The sequence below is a fragment of the Candidatus Pelagibacter sp. genome, from assembly GCF_052049935.1.
Taxonomy (GTDB): domain Bacteria; phylum Pseudomonadota; class Alphaproteobacteria; order Pelagibacterales; family Pelagibacteraceae; genus Pelagibacter.
On sequence record NZ_JBNGZA010000006.1, the window covers coordinates 1 to 16,718 of the forward strand.

At 27.7% G+C, this 16,718-nt stretch carries 14 protein-coding genes; 8 read left to right on the plus strand and 6 right to left on the minus strand.

The window, feature by feature from the left end; translation table 11 throughout:
* From ACTT90_RS03780 to ligA, 4 genes are all read left to right on the plus strand, one after another.
* Positions 1-306, plus strand: a 306-nt coding sequence (locus ACTT90_RS03780) for a hypothetical protein (RefSeq protein WP_440937509.1), incomplete at its 5' end; no start/stop codon positions are given.
* A 64-nt stretch (positions 307-370) separates the two neighbouring features.
* On the plus strand, positions 371-1,291 hold the full coding sequence (lpxC, locus tag ACTT90_RS03785; RefSeq protein ID WP_440937510.1) for a UDP-3-O-acyl-N-acetylglucosamine deacetylase: 921 nt from the start codon (positions 371-373) through the stop codon (positions 1,289-1,291).
* A 27-nt stretch (positions 1,292-1,318) separates the two neighbouring features.
* Positions 1,319-2,158, plus strand: coding sequence for an outer membrane protein assembly factor BamD (locus ACTT90_RS03790; protein ID WP_440937511.1), 840 nt, complete (start codon positions 1,319-1,321; stop codon positions 2,156-2,158).
* A gap of 1 nt (position 2,159) precedes the next feature.
* Positions 2,160-4,181 (plus strand): NAD-dependent DNA ligase LigA, encoded by a 2,022-nt coding sequence (ligA, locus tag ACTT90_RS03795; protein WP_440937512.1) that lies wholly within the window; start codon positions 2,160-2,162, stop codon positions 4,179-4,181.
* Here the strand turns inward: ligA and ACTT90_RS03800 are convergent.
* Together ACTT90_RS03800 and ACTT90_RS03805 are read right to left on the minus strand one after the other, a co-directional pair.
* Positions 4,173-5,867: a M24 family metallopeptidase gene (locus ACTT90_RS03800; RefSeq protein ID WP_440937513.1), complete on the minus strand. Its 1,695-nt coding sequence runs from the start codon at positions 5,865-5,867 to the stop codon at positions 4,173-4,175. The genes ligA and ACTT90_RS03800 overlap by 9 nt on opposite strands.
* Positions 5,864-7,900: an ATP-dependent helicase gene (locus ACTT90_RS03805; protein WP_440937593.1), complete on the minus strand. Its 2,037-nt coding sequence runs from the start codon at positions 7,898-7,900 to the stop codon at positions 5,864-5,866. Before ACTT90_RS03805 ends, ACTT90_RS03800 begins: the two co-directional genes overlap by 4 nt.
* 33 nt (positions 7,901-7,933) lie before the next feature.
* Between ACTT90_RS03805 and ACTT90_RS03810 the strand changes: the two genes are divergently transcribed.
* Positions 7,934-9,430: a hypothetical protein gene (locus tag ACTT90_RS03810; protein ID WP_440937514.1), complete on the plus strand. Its 1,497-nt coding sequence runs from the start codon at positions 7,934-7,936 to the stop codon at positions 9,428-9,430.
* On the opposite strand, the gene fumC is transcribed toward ACTT90_RS03810, so the two are convergent.
* Positions 9,425-10,813, minus strand: coding sequence for a class II fumarate hydratase (fumC, locus tag ACTT90_RS03815; RefSeq protein WP_440937515.1), 1,389 nt, complete (start codon positions 10,811-10,813; stop codon positions 9,425-9,427). The two genes, ACTT90_RS03810 and fumC, sit on opposite strands and share 6 nt — an antisense overlap.
* A 56-nt stretch (positions 10,814-10,869) precedes the next feature.
* On the opposite strand from fumC, the gene ACTT90_RS03820 reads away from it, so the two are divergent.
* Positions 10,870-11,244, plus strand: coding sequence for a phosphoribosyl-ATP diphosphatase (locus ACTT90_RS03820; RefSeq protein WP_440937516.1), 375 nt, complete (start codon positions 10,870-10,872; stop codon positions 11,242-11,244).
* Here the strand turns inward: ACTT90_RS03820 and ygfZ are convergent.
* A complete protein-coding gene (gene ygfZ / locus ACTT90_RS03825) occupies positions 11,234-12,121 on the minus strand; it encodes a CAF17-like 4Fe-4S cluster assembly/insertion protein YgfZ (protein ID WP_440937517.1) in 888 nt (295 codons plus the stop codon). The genes ACTT90_RS03820 and ygfZ overlap by 11 nt on opposite strands.
* Positions 12,122-12,164: 43 nt before the next feature.
* Between ygfZ and ACTT90_RS03830 the strand changes: the two genes are divergently transcribed.
* Positions 12,165-13,472 carry a dihydroorotase gene (locus ACTT90_RS03830; RefSeq protein ID WP_440937518.1) on the plus strand — a complete coding sequence of 436 codons (1,308 nt, stop codon included), beginning with the start codon at positions 12,165-12,167 and terminating at the stop codon, positions 13,470-13,472.
* On the opposite strand, the gene ACTT90_RS03835 is transcribed toward ACTT90_RS03830, so the two are convergent.
* Positions 13,465-13,797 (minus strand): DMT family transporter, encoded by a 333-nt coding sequence (locus ACTT90_RS03835; protein ID WP_440937519.1) that lies wholly within the window; start codon positions 13,795-13,797, stop codon positions 13,465-13,467. The two genes, ACTT90_RS03830 and ACTT90_RS03835, sit on opposite strands and share 8 nt — an antisense overlap.
* Complete coding sequence (locus ACTT90_RS03840; RefSeq protein ID WP_440937520.1) at positions 13,790-15,691, minus strand: propionyl-CoA synthetase; 1,902 nt, start codon at positions 15,689-15,691, stop codon at positions 13,790-13,792. Before ACTT90_RS03840 ends, ACTT90_RS03835 begins: the two co-directional genes overlap by 8 nt.
* A gap of 213 nt (positions 15,692-15,904) precedes the next feature.
* On the opposite strand from ACTT90_RS03840, the gene ACTT90_RS03845 reads away from it, so the two are divergent.
* Positions 15,905-16,672 (plus strand): bacteriorhodopsin-like, encoded by a 768-nt coding sequence (locus tag ACTT90_RS03845; protein WP_014952819.1) that lies wholly within the window; start codon positions 15,905-15,907, stop codon positions 16,670-16,672.
* Positions 16,673-16,718: the final 46 nt, after the last annotated feature.

Sequence of the window (16,718 nt, forward strand, 5' to 3'; positions counted from 1 at the left end):
ATCTATGATAATCTGGAAACTGTACCAAATATCAGCGATTATGCTATTAATGTAAAATTTATATTCTTATCAAATCAAATAAAAGATAAATTAAGATCTAAATTCTTAGAACTTGAAGTTGAAATTGATAAATTTTATTCTACGGATACTTTAAGTGTAAGTTCTGTAGAGAATGCATATGATGTATGTGTCGCAGCAGCCAATCATTTTTTTTTTGATGATAATTTAGAGGTATCCTTGATTAAAAAAATACCAAAAAAAATGGCATTTTTTGAGAGATTTTTTCATTTTTTGAGTAGAGGTTAAATCGTATTTATTTGTAATATTTGTTGAGTTTAGAAAATAAGAAGAGGATTATACTTTGAGTTTAATGGAATTTCATAAACAAAAAACAATTAAAAAAACTATTTCTATAGCAGGCGTTGGTTTGCACTCTGGAAAACCAGTAAACCTTAAAATAAAACCTTCAAATCCAAATTCTGGAATAGTGTTTGTAAGAACTGATTTAAAGCAAGATAATATAGTCATACCTCACGTTAACAATGTTTGTAGCGCTGTGTTATGCACTACCATATCAAATAGTCATGGTGTTAAAGTATCGACTTTAGAACATTTAATGGGAGCATTTTTTGGTCTTGGTATTGATAATGCCATAGTTGAATTGGATAATGAAGAAGTTCCAATTATGGATGGTTCAGCAAAAGTATTTGTGAACGAAATATTAAAATCTGGAATAGAAACAACACAGTCTCCAATCAAAGTTATAAGATTAAATAAAAAAGTAGAGTTTCACGATGGCAAAAAATCCATATCAATAGAACCTAGTAAAATAAATTTAGAAATAGATTTTGAATTAAAATATGAGAATAAACTAATTGGAAATCAAAGAAATAGACTTTTAGTTTATGAGGATGACTTAACTGATACATTTAATTCAAGAACATTTTGTTTATTTGAGGATATTGAGAAGCTAAGAGCCAATGGTCTAGCTAGAGGAGGATCTCTAGAAAATGCAATTGTAGTGAAAGATGAAAAAATTTTAAATAATGGTGGCTTGAGAAATGAGAATGAATTTGTAAATCACAAAATTTTAGATTGTATGGGTGATATATATTTATCTGGTTATAAAATAATTGGAAAAATAGTTTGTTCACAAGGTGGTCATAAATTGACAAATGATTTACTTCGAAAAGTATTTGAAAACAAAGAAAACTACTCAATCACAGAAATAAACGAGAAAAATTTACCTCATACGTTTTTCAATAAGTATCTCTATAAATCTATAGCATAAAAATTTTAATCAATTATTAATGTTGGTATGAAATTTTTAATTATTTTTTTCTCAATAGGTCTTTTTTTATCAACAAGTTCTTGCGGAGGAAAAAAAGAGAAAAAAATAGTACTACAAGAAAAAAATCTTGAAGAACAAATGGTCGAGGCATATCAAGCTGGTGTTACAGCCTTGGAAGAAGGAGATGTTTTGTTTGCAGCTAAAAATTTTAATATAGTTGAAAATATTTATCCCCAATCTATTTGGGCACCAAGATCTGTTCTGATGGCAGCTTATTCATACTATATTCAAGATTATTATGGAGATGCAATTTTTGAGTTAGATAGATTTATAAAAAAATATCCTAATAGTAAAAACATTTCTTATGCATATTTTTTGCTCGCAACTTGTTATTATGAGCTTATTATAGATGAGACTAAAGATTTATCTCCTTTATTAAAATCTAAAAAAAATTTTATTCATATTATTGAAAATTATCCTGATACAGATTTTGCCTTGGATGCAAAATTTAAATTATTGTTAATTGATAATATTCTAGCATCAAAAGAAGTCTATATAGCAAGATACTATTTACAGAGAGAAAAATGGATACCTGCATTAAATAGATTTAAAAATGTGATAAATAATTATGGCCAGACAGAGTATGTGGAAGAATCATTGCATAGACTTGTAGAAATTTACTTCAAACTCGGATTGATTGATGAGTCTAAAAAATACGCTAGTCTTTTGGGTTATAATTATCAATCAAGCGATTGGTATAAAAAAACCTATAAAGTTTTTAATAGAGATTATGATAATCCAATAAAGAAAATTAAGAAAGACAAAGGAAGTAAACTGTTAAAAAAATTTAAATCATTATTTGATTAAGATGAGTCAAAATAAGATTAAAGAAAATTATAAAAAAAAAATTTTAGAATTAAAAAAACATAATAAGTCCTATTATAACGACAATTCTCCAAAAGTTTCAGACGCTGAATATGATGCTATAAAAAAAGAAATATTAGATTTAGAGAAAAAATTCGATTTTTTAGATGATCCTAATTCTCCATCTAAAACTGTTGGTTTTAAACCATCAAAAAATTTTAAGAAAGTTAAGCATAAAGTGCCAATGCTTTCTCTTGCCAATGCTTTTGATGAAGAGGATTTAGTTAATTTTGAAAAAAAAATCAAAAACTATTTAGATTTAGATTATAATCACGAAATTGAGTATTCAATTGAGCCTAAAATAGATGGTATTTCAGCATCTTTAACTTATGTAAACGGTAATTTAATTCAGGGTTTATCACGAGGTGATGGAAGTGAAGGAGAAGACATCACTAAAAACTTACTTACAATTAAAGATATACCAAAACACATAAATTCCAAAGATTTTCCATTAGAGATTGATATTAGAGGTGAAGTTTTTATTAAGAACAATGACTTTAGAAAATTGAGCTCAAAGTTTGCCAATCCAAGAAATGCTGCGTCTGGTTCTTTAAGACAAAAAGATCCAAAAGCAACATCAACGATACCTTTAAAATTTATCGCTTACACATATGGTTATGAAAAAGGATTGAAATCTGAAAAACAAACTGATTTTATCAAACTTTTAAAAAAATGTGGATTTAAAACCAATCCTTATAATAAAAAAATTTCAGGTATAAAAAAATTAGTTTCAAATCATAAATTATTTGAAAAAGAAAGATCAGAGATAGAATTTGATATTGATGGACTTGTTTATAAAATAAATGACTTTAAATTACAAAAAAGATTAGGTTTTGTAGCAAATGCTCCTAGATGGGCAATTGCTCATAAGTTTGCAGCAAATAACGCTGTCTCAAAGATTACTAATATAGAAATTCAAATTGGAAGAACAGGAGCATTAACTCCTGTTGCTAAGATAAATCCTGTAAATATTGGGGGTGTTGTTGTTTCAAATGCAACTCTCCATAATGAAGATGAAATTAATCGTAAAGACATAAGGATAAATGATACAGTAGTAATTGAAAGAGCTGGAGATGTAATACCTCATGTTTTGTCTGTTGATTTGAGCAAAAGACCTAATAATTCCAAGCAGTTTAGTTTTCCAGAAAAATGTCCCTCATGTGGATCTAGTACTATTAAAGAGTTTAATATTACCACAAAAAAAAAAGATGCAGTTAGAAGATGTACTAGTCAAGGATTTGAATGTGAAAAAATGTCGATAGAAAAGTTAAAACATTTTGTTTCAAAAGAAGCATTTAATATAGAAGGATTAGGAAAAAAAATCATAGAGGATTTTTGGAATAAAAAAATAATTAGATATCCTCAGGACATTTTTAATTTAAATTTCAATTTGATTAAAAAATTAGAAGGATGGGGGAATTTATCAGTATCTAATTTAAAATATTCAATTGATTTAAAAAGAACAATTGATTTTGACAGATTCATATTTTCACTTGGTATAAGACATATAGGTTTAGAAAATTCAAAATTAATTGCATCATATTTAAAAATTCCACAAAAATTTTTTGATTTGTTTAAGGAAAATAAAATTATGGAACTTATAAATTTAGATGGTATAGGACAAACACAAATTAACTCATTAGAATTATTTTTTAAAAACTCAACTAATATAAAAATTTTAGATGAGTTAAAAAAAATACTTAACATTAACTCAATTAAATTAAAGAAAATTGATGGTAAACTAAGTAATAAAAGTTTTTTAATTACTGGTAAGTTAATTGGCATAAGTAGATCAGAAGTAAAATCTTTAATTGAAAATAATTCAGGTAAAATTTTAAGTAATGTAAATAAAAAATTAGATTTTCTAATAATTGGTGAAAAACCAACTCCTAAAAAAGTTAATTTAGCACAGGATTTAGATATTAAAATAATAACTCAAGATGAATTTAAAAAAATGCTAGATTAAACTTGCTAACCAACTTTTCTCTTTTTTACTTAGATATTTCGAATATTTTGAATAAATATCTAGATGATATTTGAATAAATAATTTTTCTCATTTTTGTTTAATAATTTGAAGTTAATAAGATCAATATCAATTGGTGCAAATGTTAAATTTTCAAATCTTAAATTTTTTTTGTCTTTTTTGATATATATTAAATTTTCAATTCTAATTCCAAATTCATTCTCTTTATAGTAACCAGGCTCATTACTTATTATCATTCCTTCTTTTAGTTTGATTTTGTTATATTTAGAAATAGATTGTGGCCCTTCATGTACATTTAAGAAAAATCCTACTCCATGTCCAGTTCCATGAGCATAATCTAATCCTACTTCTGTAAGATATTTTCTTGCTCTTCCATCAATTTTTTTTCCATTGTCATATTTTTTTAAATCACTTTGATACACAGCAATATGACCTTTTAAAACTCTTGTAAAAATATTTTTAATTTTTGGGTGAGGTGAATTAAAACAGATTGTTCTGGTAACATCTGTTGTTCCATATTTATATTGTCCACCAGAATCAAAAAGAAAAATTTCTTTTCGATTTAACCATCTACAATTTTTTGGTTCTGCTCTGTAGTGAACTATAGCTCCATTTTTACCAGATCCTGCTATTGTATTAAAGCTAGGATAAAGATATTTCTTACTTTTTTTTCTAAAGCTTTCTAATTTTTTTTCCGCATCAATTTCATTAATTTTTTTTTTGTTATGTTTTATCCAATATATAAATTTTGTTAACGCTAATCCATCTTCATTATGAGTTTGAATCATATGATTAATTTCTGAATGATTTTTAATTGCCTTAAATTCATAAATCGGGTCATCTTTTTTTAATACCCTAAATTTTTTGTTTATTAAATTTTCATAAAATAAAGAGCAAGAACTTGAGTCTATTACAAAAGTTCCTTTCTTAAGCTTATTTATACATGACTCAATTTCATGTAATTTAGCAAATTGATTATTATTTATTGTTTTATCATTTATAATTTTGCTAATTTTATATTTGTCAGAAAAAAACAAAATTTTTTTTTCTTTTGTAACTATTACTTGACTATTAGGAATTGGAGAATTTGGATTATCATTTCCTCTTATATTGAGGAGCCAAGCGACATTTTCAGGTGCAGTTACAAAAAGATAGTCAGCACTTATATTTTTTAGAAATTTTGCAACCCTACTAATTTTTGAACTTTTAGTCTCACCAGTGATAATTCCAGGAATTGAAAAAAAATTTTTACTTTTTTTTGTTTTAATCGAAATAACTTTATCAGTTAAGTTATCATCTAATTCTTTAATCTTTATTTTTTTTGAAAACAATCTTTTTATTGTTTTTTTTGTAAAAATTTTTGGATCCAATCCTAGTCTTATATTTTTTAATACTCTGTTTGGTGGATTGTTTGTTATGTCTAAAATCTTAAAAAACTTACCTGACTGATTTTTTGCTTGAATTGTATATCTTCCATCCACAAATAAAAAATTTTGATTTTTTGTGATGATTGCCAGACCTGCAGAACCACTAAAGTTTGAAATTTTCTTTAATCTATCAAATTGATCAAATTCAGAAAAAAACTCATCATTTTTTGGAATTACATAACCATCGATTTTATATTTTTCAAAATAGTTTTTTAATTTTAAAATTTTACTTCTAATCATTTAATTCTTTTTTGATATCTTATCCAGCCAGGACTTCTATAATCATCATCGTTATCAAAATCTTGATTAAATTCAAAATCATCTTCTTGGATAAAATCTTGATTGTTAAAATTATTTTTTTCAACAAAATCTTCTGGTAACTCATCAATAAATCTAGATGCTAAACTATCCATCCAATCTCCTTGGTAAAATCTATTCATTGAAAATGAAATGTTGGCAATTTTTTTTGCTCTAGTAATCCCTACATAAGCTAAACGTCTTTCTTCCTCTAATCCGTTTTGCCCCTTTTCTTCAATTGACTTTTGATGAGGAAATAATCCTTCTTCCCAACCAGGAAGAAAAATAACATCAAATTCTAATCCTTTTGCAGCATGCATGGTCATCATATTAACTTTTTCACCTTCCCAATCTTGATCAATTGAGGTTGCCAATGATACATGTTCCAAAAAGCTTTCAAGATTATCAAACTCCTTCATTGCGTTTAAAAGTTCTTTGATATTCTCTAATCTATTTTCATTTTCTAAATCTTTTTTGTTTTTAAGCATTGAGGAGTAGCCTGACTCATCCAATATAATTTGCAAAAGTTTAACATGACTAATTTTTTTGACTAATAATTCATATCGCCATTTTTCTAACAAGGTTAAAAATGAGCTCAGCCCAATTTTAGTTTTTGGTTTAATCAAGTTTAATTCAATTAATTGCTTTGATGATTTTTCTAAACAAATTATATTTTTTTTTGAATGTTCGTGAATTTGTTTAATTGTATTATCTCCAATAGCTCTTTTTGGATTATTTACAATTCTTTCAAAGGCTAGATCATCCTTATCTTGAAAAACAATTCTTAAATATGCAATACAATCTTTAATTTCAGCTCTTTCATAGAATTTAGTTCCCCCAATAATTCTATACGGTAATCCAATTTTTAAAAATCTTTCTTCAAATTCTCTAGTTTGAAATATTGCTCTAACTAAAATAGCAATATTGTTATACGAATATTTTTTTTTTATATTTTGTTCTATTTCATCTGAAATTCCAATAGCTTCTTCTTTTCCATTTTTATAACAGTTTAGCTTAATAAGTTCTCCTTCATCTTTTGTTGATTTTAGTGTTTTTCCAACTCTATTTTGATTATTAGATATCAAAGAAGATGCAACATTAAGTATATTTTGTGTAGATCTATAATTTTCCTCTAATCTTATTACTTTTGTATTTTTGTAGATTTTATCAAATTCTAAAAAGTTTTTTATTTCTGCACCTCGCCAACTATAAATTGACTGATCATCATCACCTACACAACAAATATTTTGATCTTTATTTACTAAAAGATTAAGCCATTTACTTTGTATAAAATTTGTGTCTTGATATTCATCTACTAAAATATATTTAAAATTTTTATTATAAATTTCTTTAATATCCGTATTATTTTCTAAAATTTTTACTGTATGAAGAATTAGATCACCAAAATCACAAGAATTTAGTTCAACTAATTTTTGTTGATAAATTTTATATATTGGAAGAGTAGTTTTTTCATAAATATCTTTTTTATTAAATTCCACATCCTGTGGATACAAACCTTTATTTTTCCATTTATCAATGATGCCAAGTATAAATTTTGGAGAAAGTTGTTTTGTATCAATATTTTCAGCTTTACAAATATTTTTGATTAATCTGATTTGATCATCAGTATCAACAATTGTAAAATTGTAGTTTAAATTTGCAGCCGCAGCATGTTTTCTCAAAAGTTTTGCACATATTGAATGGAAGGTTCCCAACCAAGGTAAACTAGTTGCTTCGGTTTTGAGAATTTGACTAATTCTATATTGCATTTCCTTAGCAGCCTTATTAGTAAAAGTGACAGCTAATATTTGATTGGGAAAAGCTTTATTTTGTTTAATTAAGTTAGCTATTCTTGAGGTTAAAACTTTTGTTTTTCCTGATCCAGCGCCCGCAACAATTAATAAAGGCCCATCTAAATGAGAAACAGCATTTTTTTGCGCATTATTGAGATTTTTTAGAAATTCAGAGTTTATCATTTGTAATAATTTAATATAAACCATTTATAACTAATGATTAAATTTTCAACACCCTCAAAGAAAGAAATATTCAACTTATTAAAAAAATTTAATGATTTTTTAGCTAATAATCTAAGTACTTTAAATTTAAAAAATTTCAGACAATGGTTCAAATCTTTAATTTATGATCGAAGATTTCACATAACAATTGCTATAATTATACTCTCAGTTTTTGCTCATTTATCAGCCCCAGCTTTTTATCAGAATAAATGGGTTTTAAGTAAAATTAAAAAACAGCTTGAAACTGAGTTTGATTTTAATTTTGTACTTCCAGAAAAAGTAAATTACTCAATGTTCCCAGTTCCAAGTTTTCATTTAAAAAATGTTGAACTTATTCATGACAATAAAAGAATTAGTAAAATTAAATTAATGAAATTACATTTATCGTATAATAAATTTTTTGATAAAGAAAAAGTTAACATCCAAAATATATATGTAGAAGACTCGCAAATTGAAATTTATAATAACGATATTAAAGAATTTTTTAACTTTTTTGATAAAGAGATTAATAACAAAAAACTATTTTTAAAAAATAATAAATTTTTTTTTAAATCAAAATCAGACGAAATTTATGCAATTTTAACCTCAAAGGAAAGCAAATCATACTTTGATCAAATCAATTTTAAAAATACTTTAAATTTTAAAGGTGAGATTTTTAATAATCCTTTAAAAGTTAATCTCTTAAATGATTATTTAAAAAAAAAGACTGATTTAAATGTAGAATTAAAAAAAATTGGAAAAAAATTCAATTTAAAATTAGATTATTTGAACAAACCTAATATCGCCATTTTTGAATTGCAAGATGGTTCGAATTCTTATGTTTCAAATATAAAGTTAGGTAAAAATAATCTAGTCTTTGATTCAAATCGGAAAATTAATGATAAAAGTTTTTATAAAGGATTTGTAAATTTTAAACCATTTTATTCAGATATTGAAATTAATTTAAGAAATTTTGATTTATCTAATTTGATTGACTTAAATGGAATTTTTTTACAAATTTTAAATTCAGAAATAATAAGTAATCCTAATTTAAATTATAAAATAGAATTAAATTCTGAAAAAATAAAAAATCATAGACTTTTAAGAAATCTTGTTTTGTGTCTTAATTACGATCAAAAAAATTTTAACTTTGATAAATCTAAAATCATTTTTGATGATAATGTTGAAATGAACATTATCGAAAGCAAATATACCTCCGATGAAAATGGAAATTTTCTTTCTGGTAAAATCAATCTTTTAATTAAAAATGACAAAAATTTGTATAAGTTTTTTCAATCAAAAAAACAATTTAGAAAACCACTAAAAAAAATAAGTTTATCTTTTGAATTTAACTTTAATAGTTCTAATTTAACGATAAATAAAATTGAACTTAATGATAAAAGTAATGAAAAAATTGAAGATATAATTAAGAATTATAAAAACAAAGAATTAAAAAATTTAAGAAGACTAGAAATAAAAAATTTATTTAATGAAGTTATAGCAACATTATGATGGTTTTATCATTTTAGTTGGGTCGACAATTTTTTCATATTCTTTTTCACTAATTAAATTTAATTTGAGGGTTTCTTCTTTTAGAGTTGTATCGTTTTTTAATGCTGTCTTAGCTATTTTTGCCGCATTATCGTAACCAATGTAAGGTGCTAGTGCAGTTACTAACATTAGTGAATTATCTAAATGAGCTTTTATTTTTTTACGATTGGCTTTAATTCCTTTGACACAATAAATTGAAAAGTTTTTTGAACTATCAGCCAAAAGATCAATCGACTGTAAAATATTATGAGCCATCATTGGTTTAAAAACATTGAGCTCGAAGTGTCCGTGAGTACCAGCTAGTGTTATTCCTGTATGATTTCCAATTACTTTTACACATACCATTGTAACTGCCTCACATTGAGTTGGGTTTACCTTGCCAGGCATTATAGAAGATCCAGGCTCATTTTCGGGTAAAATTAGTTCTCCATATCCAGCTCTTGGACCTGATCCCAAAAACCTTATATCGTTAGAAATTTTCATTAATGCTACCGCACAAGTATTCAATGCTCCTGAAAAATTGACTATCGCATCATGAGCTGCAAGTTCTGCAAATTTATTTGGAGCTGGTTTAAAAGGCAATTTTGTAAATTTTGATATTTCTTTTATAATTTTTTTATCAAAGTTTTTTTTTGAATTTATTCCAGTACCAACCGCAGTACCACCCTGAGCTAGAAAATAAATTTCCTTTAAAGCAATTTCTATTCTTTCAATACTTTTTTTTAGTTGAGTATGGTATCCAGAAAATTCCTGACCTAACGACAAAGGTGTTGCATCTTGTAAATGAGTTCTACCAATTTTGACAATATTTTTAAATTCTTTTACTTTTTTTTTAAGATCTTTTTCTAAAATTTTTAAGCTTGGTAATAGTTTTTTTGTTGTTTCTTCAGCAACTGATATGTGTATAGCAGTTGGAAAAACATCATTTGTTGATTGAGATTTATTTACATGGTCATTAGGATGAACTGGTTTTTTTGTTCCTTTTTTTCCACCCAAAATTTCTATCGCCCTGTTTGCAATCACTTCATTTACATTCATATTTGTCTGAGTTCCTGAACCAGTTTGCCAAACTTTTAGAGGAAAATGTTCATTAAGCTTGCCTTTAATTACTTCATCAGCTGCTTTAACTATTGTATTAGATATTTTTTTATCTATTAGTCTATCTTTGGCATGAACCAAAGCAGCACATCTTTTGATTATTGCAATCGATTTTATAATTGAAGGGTTAACTAAAATTTTTCCAATATTAAAAAACTTATTTGAACGTTCTGTAGAAGCTCCCCAATATTTTTCTGCAGGAACTTGAATACTACCAATGCTGTCAAATTCTTTTCTAGTTTTCATTTTTGAATATTATTACTTAGGTATATATTAAATATATCAATTCTAATAGGAGTAAAATGACAAATTTTAAAAAAGTAAAAATATTTATGGAAACTTTTGGACAAGAGGTAAAAAATAAACCATCTTTGAGTTCTGAAAAAATTAATAGTTTGAGACTTTCTTTAATACAAGAAGAATTAGATGAGCTTAAAAAAGCAATACAAGATAAAGATATTGTTGAGGTTGCAGATGCGTTAACAGATATATTGTATGTTACGTATGGAGCTGGTCATGCGTTTGGTATTGATTTGGATCAATGTTTTAATGAAGTTCAAAATTCTAACATGAGTAAATTAGGAGATGATGGAAAACCTATTTATAATGAAAATGGAAAAGTTATGAAAGGTCCAAATTATTTTAAGCCTGATTTATCAAAATATATTAAAAGTTAATCCAATATGGTTTATTTATTTTTAATGAACCACTTTCAGTAATTAAATTTGTTGTATCTAGATTTAATTCTTTAAATTTAATTAGTCCAAATGGATAACTGCCATCTATTAAAACTTTTCCAATTTCTTTACCTTCAAAATTAATAATATCATTCTCTTTAATTGAGCCATTAATTAGCTCTAAAGAAAATAATCTTTTTGATAGTTTATCTTTGTGCTTAATTCTCGCAGTGTTTTCTTGTCCTACAAAACATCCTTTTTTATAATCTATTCCATTAAGTTCTTCATAATTACATTCGGCACCAAAAAGTTTGTTTTGTAATTTATTTAAGCCCAAGGGTACAATTCCTAATTTATGAGATAATGTATAATATTCAGATGTATCTGAGCTTTTTAGTTTAAGTTTTTTTAAAGATAAATAGAGCTTCTCCAAATTGATAATAAGCCTCGCTCCCAGATCCTGGTTTCTTGGATCTAGTAAAATTGGATCCTCTCTGTATTTGATAGTATGACCTAAAATTTGTTTTGCATCATTAAATTCTAAAAATTTTTTTAAGCTGAAAGCTGCTACTACAAATTCATTACTCAAATTCATTAAATCTACTTTTGATCTTAATTTATATAGGTTTAACTGTTTAAATAACTCTTCTGATTGAGATTTTTCACAATCAATAAAATAACCAGATTTGTGTTTAATTATAATAAACTCAAATAGAAATTTTCCTTGAGGAGTTAGTAAAGATGCGAAACAACTATTGTCATCTTTTACTTTTGACAAGTCATTACTTACTAGATTTTGTAAAAATTCATTACAGTCATCTCCTGAGACATATAAAATTGATCTATCTTCTAGTATGTAAACTTTTTCATTATTCATGATTGAACGAATAGTAATTATAATATAGGAACTAAATCACAAAATGTTAGATTTAATAATTAAAAATGGTGAGTGTTACATTGATAAAAATCTACAGAAAGTGGATATTGCAATAAAAGGTGGCTCAATCCATAAAATTGGAAAAATAGATGAAGAAGCAAATGAAATTTATGATGCTCAAAATCAAACAGTTTTACCAGGTTGTATAGATACACAAACTCATTTTAGAGAACCAGGATCAACAGATACTGAGGATCTACATTCAGGAAGCAGAGCTGCAATAGTAGGGGGTATTACAGCAGTTTTTGAAATGCCAAACACAAATCCACCTACATCAAACAAAAAAGAATTTCAAAGAAAGTTAGATCTTGCAAAAAATAGAATGTATTGCAATTACGCTTTTTATTTTGGTGCTACAGCAGATAACGCAAACGAATTAGCTGATTTAAAAAACTTAGAGGGTTGTTGTGGAATTAAATTATTTGCTGGTTCATCCACAGGAAACCTATTGGTTGCTAATGAAAAAGATATAGAAACAGTTTTTCAAAATGCCTCAAAGGTAGTTTCAGTTCATTCTGAAGATGAAGAAATTCTCATAAGAAATAAAAAATTAATTGAGAATGGTAATGTTCATTCACACCCAGTATGGAGAAGTGAAGAGTGTGCAATCTCATCAACTAGAAGAATAGTGAGAATAGCAGAAAGATTTAAAAAAAGAGCACACATACTTCATGTTACAACTAAACAAGAAGTTGATTTTTTATCACAACACAAAGGAGATATAACTTTTGAAATTACTCCACAGCATTTAACAATTTTCGCACCTGATTGTTATGACAAACTTGGAACTTATGCTCAGATGAATCCTCCAATAAGAGATAAATCACATTATGATCGATTATGGTATGCAGTTAAAAATAATATGAATGATACAATTGGATCAGACCATGCTCCTCATTTAAAAATAAACAAAAATAAAGAGTATCCAAACTCTCCATCTGGAATGCCAGGAGTTCAAACATTAATGCCAGCAATGTTAAATCATATTAATGAAGGCAGATTATCTCTTGCTCAATTAATTAATTTAGTATGCGAAAACCCTATAAAAATTTTTGGTATTCAAAAAAAAGGTTTTATCAAAGAAGGCTATGATGCAGATTTCACAATTGTTGACATGAATAAAACTATTAAAATTGAAAATAAAAAAATCGAAAGCAAGTGTGCTTGGTCACCTTTTGATGGTTTTGAGTTCAAAGGAACTCCAGTAGCAACAATTATAGCAGGCAATATTAAAATGAAAGATGGAGAAATTATTGGAGAACCAGATGGTACTCCGTTAAAGTTTAATTAAGTTTTACAGCAAAACTGTTGACCAAAATAACTCCTAGAACTATTAAAAATAATCCAACAACAGCTTGCCAAGCTAAAGTTTGCTTAAAGAAAAAATATCCGAGAATTGCAATTGTAAATACTCCTAGTCCACTCCATGTAGCATAGACAATAGCAATAGGTATTTTATCCATTACAAATGTCATTAAGTAAAAAGAAGTTAAATAAAATAATGCAAGACAAACAGTAGGTAGAACTCTTGTAAAGTTATTTGATACTGGCAGTAACATTGTACCAGCTACTTCACAAAAGATAGCAACTAATAAAATTGCGTATGTTTTAACCATTATTTAAAATTTTATTATCAATAAGATCTTGTTTTATCTCATCAAGAATTACTGGATCATCAATAGTTGGTGGCATTTTATATTCAACATTGTCTGCGATCTTTCTTATTGTGCCTCGTAAAATTTTACCTGATCTTGTTTTAGGTAATCTCTTAATCACAATTGCAACTTTAAATGCTGCAACGGGACCAATTTTTTCTCTTACCATTTGAATACATTCTTTAGATATAGTGTCATTATCTTTTTCAACACCTGCTTTTAAAACTAATAAACCAATTGGCAATTGACCTTTTAACTTATCTGAAATACCAAGAACTGCGCATTCAGCTACAGACTGATGTTCTGACAAAACTTCTTCAATTGCTCCTGTCGATAATCTATGGCCCGCAACATTAATAATATCATCTGTTCTAGACATGATCCAAATGTAACCTTCATCATCAATATGACCTGCATCATAAGTTTGATAATAGCCTGGATAATTGCTCATATAATTTTCTTCATATCTCTTATCTGCATTCCAAAGAGTAGGGAATGTTCCAGGAGGCAATGGAAGTTTTACAACAATATCTCCCATTTCATTTGCTTTTGCTAAAGTTTGATCTGACTTTATTATTTGAACATCATAACCTGGAACAGCTTTACATGCTGAACCATATTTTGTTTTCATCATTTCAATTCCTGTACAATTTGAACTAATTGCCCAGCTAGTTTCTGTTTGCCACCAATGGTCTATGACCGGAATCTTAAGTAAATTTTCTGCCCATTTAATTGTATCTGGATCTGCTCTTTCTCCAGCTAAAAATAAACTTTCAAAACAATCTAAATTATATTTTGAAAAGAATTTTCCTTCTGGATCCTCTTTTTTAATTGCTCTAAATGCTGTAGGTGCTGTAAATAAAGATTTTACATTATACTCTGATATTATTCTCCAAAATGTACCTGCATCAGGTGTTCCTACTGGCTTACCTTCAAAAAGTACTGTAGTGCATCCTTTGAAGAGAGGTGCATATACTATGTAAGAGTGACCAACGATCCAACCAATATCACTTGCAGACCACCAGACATCATCTTCATTAATGTTATAAATATTTTTCATAGTCCATTTGAGAGCAACAATATGACCACCAATATCCCTTACAATACCTTTGGGAGTTCCTGTGGTTCCAGATGTGTAAAGTATGTATGCATAGTCATTTGCATTTATCTCAACACAATCTTGATCGTATGCATTTGAAAGTGACTCCTCCCAGCTAATTTCTAATGGAGCATTGAGTTTTACTTCATGACCTGGTCTTTGAAACAAAATCATCTTACTTATTTTATGTTTTGCTTGTTTGATTGCTTCATCTACCAGAGGTTTATATTCTACAGTTTTTCCTGGCTCGAAACCACACGATGCTGTAACTAAAAGCTTAGCTTTACTATCATCAATTCTACTTGCTAGCTCATTAGACGCAAAACCACCAAAGACTACAGAGTGAATTGCTCCTATTCTTGCACACGCAAGCATCGCAACAACTGCCTCCGGGATCATTGGCATATAAATTATTACCCTGTCTCCTTTTTTAACTCCTTGATTTGATAAAGCCCCAGCAAATTTTGAAACTTTTGACCTTAATTCTTCGTAAGTGAACTTACTTTTGTTACCTGTAATTGGACTATCGTAGATTAAAGCAGTTTTTTTTCCTTTACCCTGATCAATGTGAATATCTAGTGCGTTATAACAAGTATTAGTTACTCCATCTTCGTACCATTTATAAAACGGAGGGTTAGATTTATTTAAAATTTTAGTGGGTTTTTTAAACCAAAAGACATCATTTGCTGCTTCTTTCCAAAAATTTTCAGGTTCTTTGATGGATTTTTCATAAACTTTACTGAATTTTTCTGACATAATTAATTTGATTCGATTTTGCTTATTTTTAAGATTTTTAACTTTAAAATTGTATTTAAATTTAAAAAACAAGTAAAATCAACGAAAAATAATCAAATTAATTCTTCAATAAACTAAATTTATTTGCTATTTAACCCCAACTTTGGCTTAGGGAAGCCTAAGCTTAGTTTATATAAACTAATAAATAAAAACTAACGAAAGAGGGAGTTTTTTATGAAAAAACTTAAATTGTTTGCTCTTACAGCTGTTGCTCTTATGGGTGTTACAGGTGTAGCAAACGCTGAAACTGTCATGTTAGCACAGGATGATTTCGTAGGAATTTCATTTTGGCTAGTTTCAATGGCATGTTTAGCTTCTACTGTATTTTTCTTCTTAGAAAGAAGTTCAGTACCAGCTGGATGGAGAGTTTCAATGACAGTTGCTGGTCTAGTAACTGGTATTGCATTCGTACACTACATGTACATGAGAGATGTATGGATCATGACTGGTGACTCACCAACTGTATACAGATACATTGACTGGTTAATTACAGTACCTTTACTAATGCTTGAGTTCTACTTTGTATTAGCAGCAGTAAACAAATCAGATTCAGGAATTTTCTGGAGACTGATGATTGGTACATTAGTAATGCTTGTAGGTGGATACTTAGGAGAAGCTGGATACATCAACGCTACACTTGGTTTCATAATCGGTATGGCTGGTTGGGTATACATCCTATATGAAGTATTCTCTGGTGAAGCAGGTAAAAGAGCTGCTAAGAGTGGAAACAAAGCACTTGTTACTGCTTTTGGTGCGATGAGAATGATCGTTACTGTAGGTTGGGCGATCTACCCATTAGGTTACATTTTTGGTTACCTAACAGGTGGTGTAGATGCTAACTCACTAAACGTGATTTACAACGCAGCTGACTTCTTGAACAAGATCGCTTTCGGTCTAATCATTTGGGCAGCAGCTATGCAACAACCTGGTAGAGCTAAGTAATAAGTTTTACTAAGTTTAAATTTTAAGATAGGGCAGGTATGTAACC